This is a genomic window from Paenilisteria newyorkensis (genome assembly GCF_000766145.1).
In the GTDB taxonomy this organism is placed as follows: domain Bacteria; phylum Bacillota; class Bacilli; order Lactobacillales; family Listeriaceae; genus Listeria_A; species Listeria_A newyorkensis.
Genome location: NZ_JNFB01000014.1, coordinates 17,111 through 31,293, shown reverse-complemented (window position 1 = coordinate 31,293; position 14,183 = coordinate 17,111). Strand labels below are relative to the sequence as shown.

Below are 14,183 nucleotides of genomic sequence, written 5' to 3'. Positions count from 1 at the left end.
CTTGTCTCGTTGGGTTAATTTTCACTTGTTATTACTTTGTTCGCTGTCATCATTTGCGTTAGGTACGCGATTTCTGATTGTGGCACGATGATGTTATACTCCAAATTGACGTTTTCCATCATTTGTTGTGTGATTTGCATTTCGATCATGTGTTGCTTCGTGAAGGCATCGATGTTCGGGAATTCGCGATCAACGCCGCCGAGTTTCATTCGTTCCACTAGGAATGCGAGATGCAAAATGATGCCGATGTCAACGCCTGGTTCCAGCACTAGGTTCATCTGGACTTGTAATTCCGAAATGATTTTGCGCAGGAAGTAGACGAGTTGTTCTGGTGATTCGACTTCTTTTAAGTTGCCTTCTAGGGATGAAATCAGCTGATCGTACGGTACTTCGTCGTTGATAATCCGCTTCACGATGTCCAAGCCGCCTTCGGAAAATACCTCTAATGCGCTGAAAAACGGAATTTCGCGGTATTGGAATTCGACAGAGCCCATGATCGCTAAAATATTGTATTCTTCCATTAATTGATCGATGCGTTCGCGGAAAGCTTCTTTGTGCAAAAATTGCAAGACGATGATTTCCACTTTTGATTCGTCAATAACTGGCGCCACGCGGGATCGCAGCTGTTCTGCTACGCCTTCTCCCGTAAAACACGTGAAGATGACCGCGTTTTTCGTTGGTTTGGTTCGTAAAATTTGTGCCTTGTATTTATTTTCAAAGAGTTGCTGGCAGCTTTGATAGATGTCTTCCAATCCGCGTCCCAATGAGGCTTTGCGGATCGCTTCCAGTACAACCGGCGTACTTGCCATGCTGACTGTTTTTGTGCGAATGCCGAGTTCTTCGGTCAACATGTTACCAAATGATGTAAGCGAGCCCATATCTGATAAAATCAGCACACCTTTTGTCGGATTTAGCTGCTGGACCTTGGCTTTTACTTTCTCGTACATCGCTTTTACTTCTACCGATAACGGCATGTCCATCGCTGTACCAGACTCAATGTTGAGGAGTTCTTGAACCGTTTCCACCATACTTGTTGCCGTGGAGCGGCCATGCATCATGACAATGACTTCGACCAACGCTTCCTGTGTGAAAATCGATTCCACGACTTCCTCGGTTAAAAACATCGTCAAAAAACCGATTTCGTCAAAAGGAATTTCGATGCTTAGCGCTTGTTCTAATAATCCCGAAATATCGATCGCCGCTTGGAATTCTTTCGAGTACTTTTTGCGGACATTATTCAAATCCGGGTGGACAATGTGCTTCTGTTCGCGAATCCGCTCGATCGTGCTTTGTAAATGGAGCGCAAACGCAAAACGCATTTTTTCATTATATTTACGTTCCAAGCGTTGTTCTGCCAAGGCGTAGACTTGATCGGTGAGCTGCCAGATTTCCGGACTAATGATCTCCTTCGCCGATTGCTGCGTCGGGAGTTGGCCCATATATTCATGAAAATACTGATCGACATCCATGTAGAGCGCTTCCTCAAGCTCCGACTGGTCCTTCCCCTCTTTCATTAACTGGTCGGCCTTCGTCTGAATCGCTTGATACACGTCATCCACATCTTCAATCGCTATATCGCTCGCTTCACTCGTATCGTAAAATTTAAAAATCGTCTTGTTCACATCGATTAACCGGTTCATTTTCTCCGGCTCGTCTTTCAAATGAAGCAAACCTTTTTGAACATAAATCGGCAAATCGTCCTGCTCAATTAAAATATAGTTCGTTGCTTTTGTTTTGTAATGCAAAAATGCCTTCGCACAAGCCAATTTCAAATCACGTTGTAGCTGACCAACATTGGCGCTCGCGTGATATAACAAAAAGGCCATCAAAGCTTGGCGGTGAACCCGAATCGTCTGGTGCAAACGCGTTGCTTCTTGTGACAAGAAAAACTCGATCAACTGATAGCGCTCTTCCAACTGCCGTTCTGCGAGTGGTGGCAACGTAATCGTCATCGGAATCCGCCTTGTAAAAGTTTCCAGCAAGAAATTGTCTGGCGATTCCGTCGTTGCACCAATAATCTGCACTTCCGCCGTATGCACAGCCTGGCTTTCACCAAGTGGCCTATATTCGCCTTTATCAATGAACGTGAACAACATTTCCTGACCTTCCGGAGGCAACCGATGAATCTCATCTAAGAAAAGAATGCCGCCATCCGCTTTTGCAAGTAAGCCCTCGCGCGTCTGTTCTGCCCCAGTATATGCCCCTTTCATCACACCAAAAATATGACCAAAAAGCAACTGTGGATTTTGCGCATAGTCCGCACAATTAAACGAAACAAATGGCGCGTTTTTGCTAACCATATCAGCCTCGCGAGCGAACTTGTACATGCACTCCGCAAATAAGGACTTCCCTGTACCTGTTTTCCCAAGAATTAATGTATGTAAACCATTTGGCGGATAAAGAATCGCCGCTTTCGCTTGTTGAATACTCACTTTCAAACTTTGCGCAGAACCAATCAGCCGATCAAAAGCCGTCTGCGTACTGCCAATCCCCGGTTTGGCTTCCTCTTTCGTGAAGGCTCGGTAAAGAACCGGCTTTCCCGGAAGTTTCTCGATCTGCTCGTCTTTAAACAATTCATTCAAGTAACGGCTTGCATTCGCGCGGTCCATTTGTAATTTCTCAGCAACATCATTCGCCGTCAATTTACCGTTTACACTATTCAGCAGCTTAAATACTTCATCTCTTCTACTAAGCATGTCCCCGACTCCTTACTAAAAGCTCTATTCTTCTATTATAACTGTAACAAAGGTGATTCGGCAAACTAAAAAATCAATAGGTCGGAAAATTTCTAACTTGACCTAGTCGAACTCGATCATTTGTTTCATGGTTTGTGTTGTGCTGTTTAGAATTTAGAGAAAACCCGCAAAAGGAAGCATTTCAGATTCGTGCCACTCCTTTCACGGGTTTATTTTTTATTTACGTTTCGCTTTACTTTCAAAGTCATCTGTCAAGACGCCTTCGTAATAGCGAACTTTAATCGGGTCTTTGTTTAGTTCCTTCAAATATTGGCGCAGTGTCCGAGCTTCGCGTTCATTTGCAAACGAGAGAACTGTCCCCTCTTTGCCCATCCGCCCTGTTCGACCAGAACGATGTGTATATTGTTTCGCGTCCATCGCCACGTCGCAATGGATCACGAACGGTAAATCGGGAATGTCCAAACCGCGCGCGGCGACATCGGTTACGACTAAATACGTCAATTCTGCTTTTTTGAAGGCCGCTAAGTATTTTTTGCGCTTTTCTTTGTCGACTTCTCCGTGAATTCCTGCTGCGGCAACACCATCATACTGCAATTTCTCCAAAATAATGTCCATCCGAACTTTATCCTTCACGAAAACAAGTGCATGCATGCCCTCCACATTCGATATCCGGCGTAGCAAAATCGCTTTGTCACGTGGCTGCTCAACATCCATATACAGATGGTTCACATTCGCGTTGCTTTCCTCGGCTTTCGCTTCAATCATAACCGGCTCGATCTCACTATTGCGATAAAACATCATCGGATCGTCCAATTTCGTCGCCGATGCCATCACTAATTGGCGGTCACGCATCGCGCTATTCACGATTTCAAGCACGGTCGGAACGTTTTCGCGAATCAAAAGTTGATCACATTCGTCAAGCGTAATCATTTTGACTTCATGCATCTTGATTTTCTTTTGTTTAATTAGCTCCAAAACACGACCTGGCGAGCCAACGATGACTTGCGGCTTCTTTTTAAGATTGTCGATTTGGCGCTTGATGTTGGCACTGCCGATGATGCCGATGACTTTCAGACCAGCCGGTAGCCACGAACGCACGACATCCGCGATTTGCATGACCAATTCGTGTGATGGAGCTAAAATGAGCCATTGCGTATGCGGTTTTAATTCCAATTTCTCGATGGCAGGTAGCGAATAAGCCACTGTTTTCCCGGTTCCTGTCGGCGAAACCGCGATGACATCTTTGCCCTCTTTGATCGGCGTGTATAATTGCTGCTGGATTTCGGTCATTTCCTCATAATTGTGGGCTTTCCACTGCTCCGCCCAGATTTCAGGTACTACTTTTATTGTCATAATAAACTCCTTTTTCCCTCTAAATTCGATATCCCTATCATACCACGTTTCCCTAAAATCAACAAAATAGTGTGATAGTCAAAAAAAATCGGCGACAAACGCTCGCATTCAGGGAGTTTGACAGACTTCCGGTTCTTACGTACAATCGTACGCTCCGCTTCCGGCTTCCGCCAAACTCCCTGAATACAAACGCTTTCGCTCGATTTGTGTAAAGCAAAATCTACTTCTTACCCAAAAATAGGATTCGCGATAACTCCCTATTTTGCGTAAAGTCCATTTTATTCTATACTATTTCTCGACTTTGTACCAAATACCATTTTGGTGGCGCAAGTCGTTGGAGATTTGTAGTACGGCTTTGCTCAAGTCTTCGAGGTCTTCATACGCTAATCGATCGTTCTCTTTGATGATTCTGGCAAACTCGGTCGCTTCGAATTCCATGTCGTTTGGAATCGTTGACATCGCGAGTTCCTCGATTTCTTTCGTGTGGTTATCGGCGTATTGGATGCTCTGAATGCCCGTCAATGGGTCGATTACAAGCGTGCCTTTTTCGCCGTATATTTCGCTCGGTATGAAGGATTGCGACATTTTAGCTTGCAAAATCGTCACCGTAAAGTCTGGATATTCGAAAATAACCGGGCCACCACCGTCAACACCTGTGCGCAGTTTCGTCGCAAAATACGTCGCTTTTTCAGGAACACCGAACAGCGCAACCGCCGTGTACATCGGATAAACGCCTAAATCGACCAGCGAACCACCTGAAAATTGGAGCGAGAAAATGTTCGGTTCTTCGCCAGCAAGCACGTTATCGTAACGCGAGGAATAGTTCATGTACGCTAGCGTTGCGCCGTGAAGCTTCCCTACTTTTGAAATGCTGTCTTGTAATATTTTGAAGTTCGGTTCTTGAATATGACGCGCTGCTTCGAAAAGATAGACGCCGTTTTCTTTCGCTACTTTATGCGCATCTTCTAGTTCTGCAACCGTTGAAAAAATCGGTTTTTCGACGATAACGTGTTTTTTGTGACGTAAGAATTGTAATGCGTGTTCGTAATGCATCGCGTTTGGTGACGCAATATAAACCGCATCAATAACGTCTGAACTCGCCATCACTTCGATATCGTCAAAATAGTTTTCTACTTTATATTTTTCACCAAAGGCATAGGCTTTTTCCAATGTGCGAGAATAAACCGCGTTCATTTCCCATTCGCCCGAGTTAATCGCGCCCTCCACAAATGCATCTGTAATCCAATTTGTTCCCATAATACCAAGCTTCATAACAAAACTTCCCTTCTTCATGTGTTCTCCTATTCAGTATAGCGGAAAATCGGAAAATTTGCGAAGAGATTGGCTAGACTTTTGCAAAATCGTGATTCATAAAGTCTACAAGCGTGAAATGACCGTTTTCATATTCAAATTTCAGAATACAGCAGTTTTTCAAGCCTTTGATCGGGCCAGTTTTGCTGTTTGCTTCCCAATGGCGGGCGAACTGAGCACAAGCGGCACCGTGGGAAACCGCCAAAACGGCGTCGTGGTCCTCTTGGCTCATGATAGATTCCATCGTTTCAACAAGGCGCGCGCGGAAATCCATTTCTCGTTCGCCGCCAAATCCTGCGAAAAAATCGCCATATGGGAGCGGCGGATTCAAATCCTCACTCTCGCCCTCGAATGTGCCGAAATTCCATTCTTTTAGCCCTTTGAGGCGTGTGTATGGCATATCGGTAATCAGTTCTAGTGTGTCGCAAGCTCGTTCGGATGTGGAGCTGTATGCCGCGCCGAATGTGATTCCGTTCTTTTTGAAATAGTCTCCCGCGACTTGGGCTTGGTAAATGCCGAGTTCCGTCAAAGGCGCATCGCAGAAACCTTGGATTTTTTTCCGTACGTTGAATAGTGTTTGACCGTGACGCATCAGGTAAAGTGTTTTTTTCATTCGTTTTCTCCTTCTGGTATGATTTCATTGAGACAATTTAGCGCTGTCAATGTCCTTGGGTAGCCAATATACGGAAGCAGGACGGTGATAGTGTCGATCATTAATTGCTTGTCATTGCCAATTTGGATGTTGTTCGCGATATGCCCTTTCAGTTGTTGATCAGCGCCACCCATCGAAGCAAGCATCGCAAAAATCAGTAATTCGCGCTCGTTCTCATCTAATCCGCCTCGCGTGAAATAGTCGCCAAAGCAGTTATCCGCTAAAAAGACGGCGAAATGTTTCTGATTTTCAGGCATCGTCTCGTACATTTTATCCACCTTGTCCCCCGCTACACGCCTGATTGCCTCCGCACCTTTTTCATATCGGTTTTCGCGGGTTGTCGTGGATTGGCCTTCGAGCGGCAAGGGTACACCTCTTTCTATCAGGACATCATTGGTTACTTGCGAAAAATCGAACACTTTTCCGAGTCCGACATATGGTACAGCTTGGTAGACGATTTCCTTTGCCTCGATTGGCGTCACACCGATATGAAGCGCCGCGTGTAGCATGATTTTGTACTCGTTCACACATTGCATCGCGATCAGCGCGGCGAGCGTTACTTTCATGCGTTGTTTGATCGTCAGTTGCGTATATTGCAAAACTTCATCAAACGCAAAATTATCGAAAATTGCGATGAACTCAGGGTCCGTTTCTTTTAACGTTGATTGGTGATTTGGAAATAATTGATCGTGGTTGGCCTGTGCCGTTTTACTAATAGACATTTGCAATTCCTCCCATTATTGATTTTCTGCCGGAAAGTCTGTGGGTGCCGTAATTTTGTACACCTCCAAGTTTTGCACTTTTTTTGCTTCCTAGGTAAAGTCTAAACCCTGAAGTGGGCTCCAAGTCAATTTTAAACGATTAGTAGGCATAAAAAAATCCGCCGTGGCACAAGTAACTTCGCGGTTACCTGCACACCAGCAGATTGGACAGTTTATTTCGATCAATCTTTCTTTTTCGAAAAGACATAAATGATGCACGAAATGATTCCCAGAAAGAATAGTACTACTTTATATATCATAATTGTAAACAGATCTGTTCATACTGTTTTTCCTTTTTTCATATCGATCCCACCTTTATGTATGATTGCATTTTTTATTGCACATGCGTGAAAGCTTGGCTAGTTGTTGCAGAGCTTCCTTATTCAGATTACACAATACGCAGGAAAAACGCAACAAAAAGATTTTTTGGAGGGTTGGATTGGGTAGATTTATTCAGAAGATTTTCGGGTTGAAGTATTTAGTTCTCGTATTGGTTGGATAAAAACGTTTCACATTACTTAGATAAAACTTCTAACGAGCCGATATTGTCGTCAATCGTAAATGTATTTACATTTCACATTACTTAGATAAAACCCAAACCAGAATTAAGCGTACAAGCAACCTTTGAAAAATTTACATTTCACATTACTTAGATAAAACGCGCTAGGAAAAGAAATTGCTGTTTCTTCTAACAGTATTTACATTTCACATTACTTAGATAAAACTAAACGTGACTATTTGCAAGCGCTAGGCGTTATTGATTTACATTTCACATTACTTAGATAAAACGTATTCGACAGATATGAAAAGACCGGACGTTACAAAATTTACATTTCACATTACTTAGATAAAACCCGTGCTATTTTAGCCCTACTCCCATCATACCTCATGAGCCTATTTCTGTCGACCGATAGCAAAATTGTCTTTTTTGCTAATCTGGCGTTGCTTTCATTTGTCGTAAAACTCGCCTAACCCCTGTCATACCAGTTAATAAAGAAAATCTGTCGATGTCCTGTAGTTTTTGCGCTACTGAGCATCGACAGATTTTTGAGCCTTCTTTGGTTATTATGGTAGAAACGTCTCGCCCATGAGGTAGAAATCTACTTCTCGTGCGGCTTCGCGTCCTTCGTTAATTGCGGTCACGACTAGGCTTTGACCGTATCTTGCGTCGCCGCATGCGAAGATTCCTTCTACGTCAGTACGGTAAAAACCTTTCGCGGCTTCAATCGTGTGGCGTTTTGTTTTGCCTACTTTGAAATCTTCAAAAACGGATGGCGTCGCTCCGGCGAATCCAATCGCGATGAGCACCATGTCCGCGTCCCATATTTTCTCGGAGCCTGGAACTTCGTGGAGGTTGCGTTCGGCGTCTACGTGGTCAACGTCGATAGTGCGCAATCCTGTGAGTTCGCCTTTTTCGTTTTTGATGAATTCGGTGGAGCTGACTAAGTATTGACGTGGGTCTTCGCCGTAAACCGCTTGGGCTTCGCTGTGTGCGTAATCCATTTGGAATACTTTCGGGAATTGTGGCCACGGATTTTGGATGGCACGCATGTCTGGCAGTTTGTCGCGCAGGCCGAATTGATAGATGCTTTTCGCGCCTTGTCGTAGAGCTGTCGCGACGCAATCCGCGCCTGTGTCTCCGCCTCCGATGACGATCACGTTTTTGCCTTCTGCGGACATGGTTTGAACGCCTTTGTTGTCGAGGTTGTCTTTGATGCTTTGCGTGAGGTAGTCGACGGCGAAATGGATGCCTTTTGCGTCGCGGCCTGGAAGCTTGACGTCGCGGGCATTTCCAGCGCCGGTTGCTAGCACAACGGAATCGTATTCTGCTTTTAGTTGTGCCATCGTGATGTCTTTTCCGGCTTCGACATTGGTCACGAACTCGACGCCTTCTTCGGCCATTAGATTGACGCGACGGTTAATCGAGTCTTTTTCGAGTTTCATCGTCGGAATGCCGTACATGAGCAGGCCGCCGATTCGGTCGCTTTTTTCAAAAACCGTGACATTGTGGCCGGCTTTGTTTAATTGGTCGGCACACGCGAGTCCTGCTGGGCCGGAGCCGACAATGGCGATGCGTTTTCCAGTTCGTTTTTGCGGCGCTTGGGCTTTGATCCAGCCTTCTTCAAAACCGCGGTCGATAATCGCTTTTTCGATGGATTTAATGCCGACTGCTGGCTCGGAAATCGCGACGGTGCAGGAGCCTTCGCATGGTGCTGGGCAAACGCGGCCGGTGAACTCTGGGAAGTTATTTGTTTTTAAAAGAAGATCTAAGGCTTCGCGCCATTCTCCGCGGTACACGGCGTCGTTCCACTCGGGAATCAAGTTGTGTAGCGGGCAGCCAGATACGCCGTTTTTGATTTCTTCGCCGGTATGGCAAAATGGTACGCCGCAATCCATGCAACGCGCGGCTTGGATCTGTAAATCGGCGACGGGCATTGGCAAATTGTATTCGTTCCAGTCGCGCGTCCGTGTGAGTGGGTCGCGGACTGGGCTTGGAATTCGGTCATATTCGATAAATCCAGTTGGTTTTCCCATTGTTTTTTCAGCTCCTTTTTTTGAAATTTTTCTGAGCTCTGCGCCTCTTTCAAGTGTTCGCAGTCTAGCTTCATCCGCTAGCTCTTCGAAAACTTCACGCCCTCCGCAAAAACCAAAATCGGGTTTTCACTGCGGCCGCTCCAGTTTTTTTCAGAGCTGAACGAGCGGATTCAGCTTCCTATTTTTATGCTCATAAAACGCCTGTAACTCCGCGGCATCGTGGGTTTGGCCTTCGCCTTCTAGTTTTTCGATGCGGGTTAGCATGATTTCAAATTCGTTCGGGATGACGTAGACGAAATTCAGGATTTCGCGTTCCCAGTTTGCAAGTAGTTTGCGGGCGAATTCGCTGTCGGTATAGCGCACATGATTTTCCACGAGTTCGCGTAGTTTCCGTTCCTCGCGCGGTGTCGTAATCCCGCGACACGTCACGAGTTCTGGATTCACTTTTGCGTTGAAATGGGCTTGGTCTGGGGCGTAAACGTAGGCCACACCGCCGGACATCCCTGCTGCAAAATTCTCGCCGGTTTCGCCGAGGACAACCACGGTTCCGCCAGTCATATATTCGCAACCGTTATCGCCAATTCCTTCGACAACCACGTCTGCGCCACTGTTACGAACGGCAAAACGAGCACCGGCTTTTCCGTGAATGTATGCTTCGCCGTCTGTTGCACCGTAAAGCGTTACGTTTCCGACAATCGCGGAATCATGCGCTACAATTGGTGTTTTGGCGTCTGGAGATACGATGAGTTTCGCGCCAGATAGCCCTTTTCCGAAGTAATCGTTCGCGTCGCCTTCAATGCGTAGCGTCATTCCTTTTGGGGCGAAGGCGCCGAAGCTTTGACCAGCCGCACCCGTGAAGGTTAGGTCGATCGTGTCTTCTGGGAGGCCAGCCGCGCCGTATTTCTTGCTGATATAAGAGCCAGTAATCGTACCAACTGCGCGGTCAATATTGCGAATTGGGAAGCGTCCAGTGACTTTCTCACCGCGTTCTATCGCAGGCGCCACAACGTTTTGCAAATCACGCATATCCAGCGTTTGCTCAATTTTATGGTCTTGTTCTTTCGTGCAGAATTGGACTTGATTTTTGTAAAAGTCATCCATATAAAGCATATTGGAAAAGTCGAGATGTTTCGCTTTCCAATGCGATTCCTTGCGTTCATGGGTCTCCAAATATTCTTTGTGCCCGATAATTTCTTCGAGGCTGCGGAAGCCAAGTTCGGCCATCATTTCGCGCATTTCAGCAACAATAAAGTTGAAAAAATTCACGACGTAATCCGCGGAACCACCGAATTTTTTACGAAGTTCTGGGTTCTGCGTCGCCACTCCGACGGGACACGTATCCATATGGCACACGCGCATCATCACGCAACCTAGCGTCACAAGCGGCGCCGTCGCAAAACCGTATTCTTCCGCGCCGAGCATGGCAGCAACTAACACGTCTTTTCCGGTCATCAGTTTGCCGTCTGTTTCCACGACTACTTGATTCCGCAAACCGTTTAGTAGCAACGTTTGGTGCGTCTCCGCCAAACCGATTTCCCACGGAACACCCGTATGGCGAATACTACTCCGCGCCGCCGCGCCCGTTCCGCCTTCATAACCGCTGACCAAGATCACGTCGGCAAATCCTTTCGCAACACCCGCTGCGATCGTGCCGATTCCCGTTTTCGATACGAGTTTCACGTTGATCCGCGCGTCCTTGTTGGCATTTTTCAAGTCAAAAATGAGTTGGGATAAATCCTCTATGGAATAGATATCGTGATGTGGTGGTGGAGAGATGAGCCCTACGCCCGTCGTTGATCCGCGGGTTTTCGAGATCCACGGATACACTTTCTCGCCTGGCAAATGACCGCCCTCGCCTGGTTTCGCGCCCTGTGCCATCTTGATTTGCAGCTCGTCCGCATTCACCAAGTAGTGACTCGTTACGCCGAATCGTCCAGATGCAACTTGCTTGATCGCACTCCGACGCCAATCGCCGTTTGCATCACGCTCGAACCTGTCTGGATTTTCGCCGCCTTCCCCGCTGTTGCTTTTCCCACCAATTCGGTTCATCGCAATCGCTAACGACTCATGCGCCTCCTGACTGATTGATCCGTAAGACATCGCGCCCGACTTGAACCGCTTGAAAATGGCTTCGGCAGGCTCGACTTCTTCGATAGGAATCGGCTTGCGACCATGCGAATTGAATGTCAGCAAACCGCGAAGGAAAGCGTTATTTTGATTCTGCATTAAATCCGAGTATAGATCGTACGTTTCGCGATTGTTTTCACGCGTCGCCTGTTGCAACGAATGGATCGCGAGCGGGTTGAAAACGTGATATTCGCCGTTCGAGCGCCATTGATACTCGCCACCCGTGTTCAGCGTGAATTCTTGGAAACCGATATCGTGAAACGCCTCGCGATGACGCAACCACGACTCCTGCGCAATGACTTCCAGTGGAATCCCGCCAAGTTGCGACGCCGTTCCTGGGAAGTAATCCGCAATCACATCGTTGCCAATGCCAATCGCTTCAAAAATCTGCGCGCCCCGATAACTTTGCACAGTAGAAATGCCAATTTTCGACATAACCTTCAAAATTCCATCTGTAATCGCCTCAATATAGCGCGACTCCGCCTCATCGGCTGTAAAACCTTTAATTCGACCGTCTTTGATCAAATTCGTAAATACATCGATCGCCAAATATGGGAAAATCGCGTCTGCACCGTAGCCAACCAACATCGCACAATGATGCACGTCGCGAGCCTCGGCCGTTTTCACGATCAAGCTCACCTTCATCCGCGTCCCACGTTTCACCAAATGATGATGCAGTCCACTCGTCATAAGCAGTGCCGGAATCCCGATAAATTCATCGTTCGTGCCGTCATCCGTGATCACGAGCAACTCCGCGCCAGCCTCAATTTTCGCATCCGCTTCCGCAAAAAGTCGATCCAGCACTGCCGCCAAATTCTCCTTTTCCTCCGCTTTAAACAACGCATTAATGAACGCGGTCGGTTTCGCAAATTTCTTCTGTAAAGCAATCGAAGCGTACTGTTTCCGAGACAAAATCGGCGTCTCCAAACGGATTCGGTTCGCATTTTCAGCTGTTGGATTTAAAATATTGCCCTCATTTCCAAGCAACGTCATCGTCGAAATCACCGACTCCTCGCGCAAACCATCAATCGGCGGATTCGTCACCTGCGCAAACAACTGCTTGAAATAGTTAAACAACAGCTGCGGTCGGAAAGAAAGCACGGCAAGCGGCGCATCGTAACCCATCGCCCCCATCGGATCTTTTTTCTCCGTCACCATCGGAATCAAGATTTTGCTCAACTCGTCCTGCGTATAACCAAACGCCCGCTGCAACTTGAAGCAATCCTTCTTATTCAATGAAATATATTCCAAACGATCTTTTTCCGTCAACGTCCCAATCTCCGTCAATTCCGCGTCCAGCCACTCACGATACGGCTTTTCCGTCGTCAACTCCGATTTAATCACATCATCCGAAATAATCTCGCCTTTTTCCAAATCAATCAACAACATCGTACCCGCGCCAACCGTCACTTTGCGGATCACTTCCTCCGATTCCACAGGCACAACACCCGTCTCCGAAGAATAAATAATCGTGTGGTCCTTCGTCTCATAATAACGCGCAGGACGCAACCCATTCCGATCCAAAATGGTCCCAATCACGCGCCCGTTCGTAAACGAAATCGACGTCGGCCCATCCCAAGGCTCCATCAGCGTACTGTGATACTCATAAAACGCCCGTTTCGGATCCGTCATCGCCTTATTTTTATCCCAAGGCTCCGGAATCAACATCATCGCCGCGTGAGGCAACGTCCGCCCCGTTTGCACCAAGAATTCCAGCGCATTATCAAGCGTCGCCGAGTCACTTCCACTTTCATCAATAACCGGCAAAAGTTTCGCCAAATCCGCGCCAAACAAATCCGATTCCGCACGTTTCTCACGAGCCTTCATCCAATTCAGATTCCCACGCTGCGTATTAATTTCCCCATTATGAATCAAATAACGATACGGATGCGCCCGTTCCCAACTCGGAAACGTATTCGTACTAAAACGCGAATGCACCAGCGCGTAAGCCGACGTATAAGCAGGATCCGCCAAGTCCAAATAATACTGATTAATCTGTTCCGGCGTCAACATCCCTTTAAAAATAACCGTCCGCGTCGACAAACTCGGCACATAAAACGTTTCCGTAATCCGTGCATCGCCCACCGCAAAACGCTCCACTTGTTTCCTAATTAAGTACAATTTCCGCTCAAAAGCTTCCTCATCCAGCGCCTCATCCTTCGCGATAAAAAGTTGATACACAGCCGGTTCCGTTTTTTGCGCACCAAGCCCAACTTTCGTCACGTCCGTCGGCAACTTACGCCAACCCAAGAAGTCCTGACCTTCCTGCTCAATAAAACACTCCGTCGCCGCCTGCAGAATTTTGCGTTGGTCGGCATTTTGTGGGAAATTAAACATCCCGACAGCATAATGATACTTTTCAGGTAATACAATATCGATTTTCGCGCACGCATCACGGAAGAAATCATCCGAAATTTCCAGAAGAATCCCCGCACCATCGCCCGTATCCCCGCCAACTTCCCCGCCACGATGTTTCAGCTGACAAAGCATGTGAATTCCCTGCTCGACAATTTTATGCGAAGAACGCCCTTTAATATTCGCCACAAAACCAATACCACAAGCGTCATGTTCATTTTTTGGATCATACAAGCCATGTTTTTCAGGCATATTCGTCTGTTTCATCCTAATTCCTCCTCGTACCGCAATTTTTCAAGAGTTCAGATAATTCATCCAGAGCACCGACAAATACTCATTTTCGTCGTTAAAGCTTCCGTTCCGATGCTCACGTACAATCGTACGCTCCGCTTC

Annotated in this window: 7 protein-coding genes and 1 CRISPR repeat array; all 7 genes read right to left on the bottom strand. The window is 46.8% G+C overall.

Features of this window, described 5'->3' with window-relative positions:
* Nucleotides 1-14: 14 nt before the first annotated feature.
* The 7 genes from EP58_RS07740 to gltB all read right to left on the bottom strand — a co-directional run bounded on the left by EP58_RS07740 (nucleotide 15) and on the right by gltB (nucleotide 14,057).
* A complete protein-coding gene (locus EP58_RS07740; protein WP_036092070.1) occupies nucleotides 15-2,696 on the bottom strand; it encodes a sigma-54-dependent transcriptional regulator in 2,682 nt (893 codons plus the stop codon).
* A 216-nt stretch (nucleotides 2,697-2,912) separates the two neighbouring features.
* Nucleotides 2,913-4,049: a DEAD/DEAH box helicase gene (locus EP58_RS07735; RefSeq protein ID WP_036092069.1), complete on the bottom strand. Its 1,137-nt coding sequence runs from the start codon at nucleotides 4,047-4,049 to the stop codon at nucleotides 2,913-2,915.
* 288 nt (nucleotides 4,050-4,337) lie between these two features.
* Complete coding sequence (locus tag EP58_RS07730) at nucleotides 4,338-5,321, bottom strand: Gfo/Idh/MocA family protein (RefSeq protein WP_036092146.1); 984 nt, start codon at nucleotides 5,319-5,321, stop codon at nucleotides 4,338-4,340.
* A gap of 73 nt (nucleotides 5,322-5,394) precedes the next feature.
* The gene (locus EP58_RS07725) at nucleotides 5,395-5,973 is read right to left on the bottom strand and encodes a histidine phosphatase family protein (RefSeq protein ID WP_036092068.1); all 579 of its coding nucleotides are present in this window, start codon (nucleotides 5,971-5,973) and stop codon (nucleotides 5,395-5,397) included.
* Nucleotides 5,970-6,734, bottom strand: a complete 765-nt coding sequence (locus tag EP58_RS07720; protein WP_036092067.1) for a carboxymuconolactone decarboxylase family protein — start codon at nucleotides 6,732-6,734, stop codon at nucleotides 5,970-5,972. The genes EP58_RS07725 and EP58_RS07720 overlap by 4 nt, the downstream gene beginning before the upstream one ends.
* A gap of 539 nt (nucleotides 6,735-7,273) precedes the next feature.
* Nucleotides 7,274-7,627: direct repeats of the CRISPR family, unit length 29 nt; unit sequence ATTTACATTTCACATTACTTAGATAAAAC.
* 211 nt (nucleotides 7,628-7,838) lie between these two features.
* Entirely contained in the window at nucleotides 7,839-9,308 is a 1,470-nt protein-coding gene (locus tag EP58_RS07715) for a glutamate synthase subunit beta (RefSeq protein WP_036092065.1), read from the bottom strand.
* Between the two features lie 150 nt (nucleotides 9,309-9,458).
* On the bottom strand, nucleotides 9,459-14,057 hold the full coding sequence (gene gltB, locus EP58_RS07710) for a glutamate synthase large subunit (RefSeq protein ID WP_036092063.1): 4,599 nt from the start codon (nucleotides 14,055-14,057) through the stop codon (nucleotides 9,459-9,461).
* Nucleotides 14,058-14,183: the final 126 nt, after the last annotated feature.

Coding starts and splice junctions, on each gene's coding strand:
- EP58_RS07740 (WP_036092070.1), bottom strand. CDS start 2,696: ATGCTTAGTAGAAGAGATGAAGTATTTAAGCTGCTGAATAGTGTAAAC.
- EP58_RS07725 (WP_036092068.1), bottom strand. CDS start 5,973: ATGAAAAAAACACTTTACCTGATGCGTCACGGTCAAACACTATTCAAC.
- EP58_RS07720 (WP_036092067.1), bottom strand. CDS start 6,734: ATGTCTATTAGTAAAACGGCACAGGCCAACCACGATCAATTATTTCCA.
- EP58_RS07730 (WP_036092146.1), bottom strand. CDS start 5,321: ATGAAGCTTGGTATTATGGGAACAAATTGGATTACAGATGCATTTGTG.
- EP58_RS07715 (WP_036092065.1), bottom strand. CDS start 9,308: ATGGGAAAACCAACTGGATTTATCGAATATGACCGAATTCCAAGCCCA.
- EP58_RS07735 (WP_036092069.1), bottom strand. CDS start 4,049: ATGACAATAAAAGTAGTACCTGAAATCTGGGCGGAGCAGTGGAAAGCC.
- gltB (WP_036092063.1), bottom strand. CDS start 14,057: ATGAAACAGACGAATATGCCTGAAAAACATGGCTTGTATGATCCAAAA.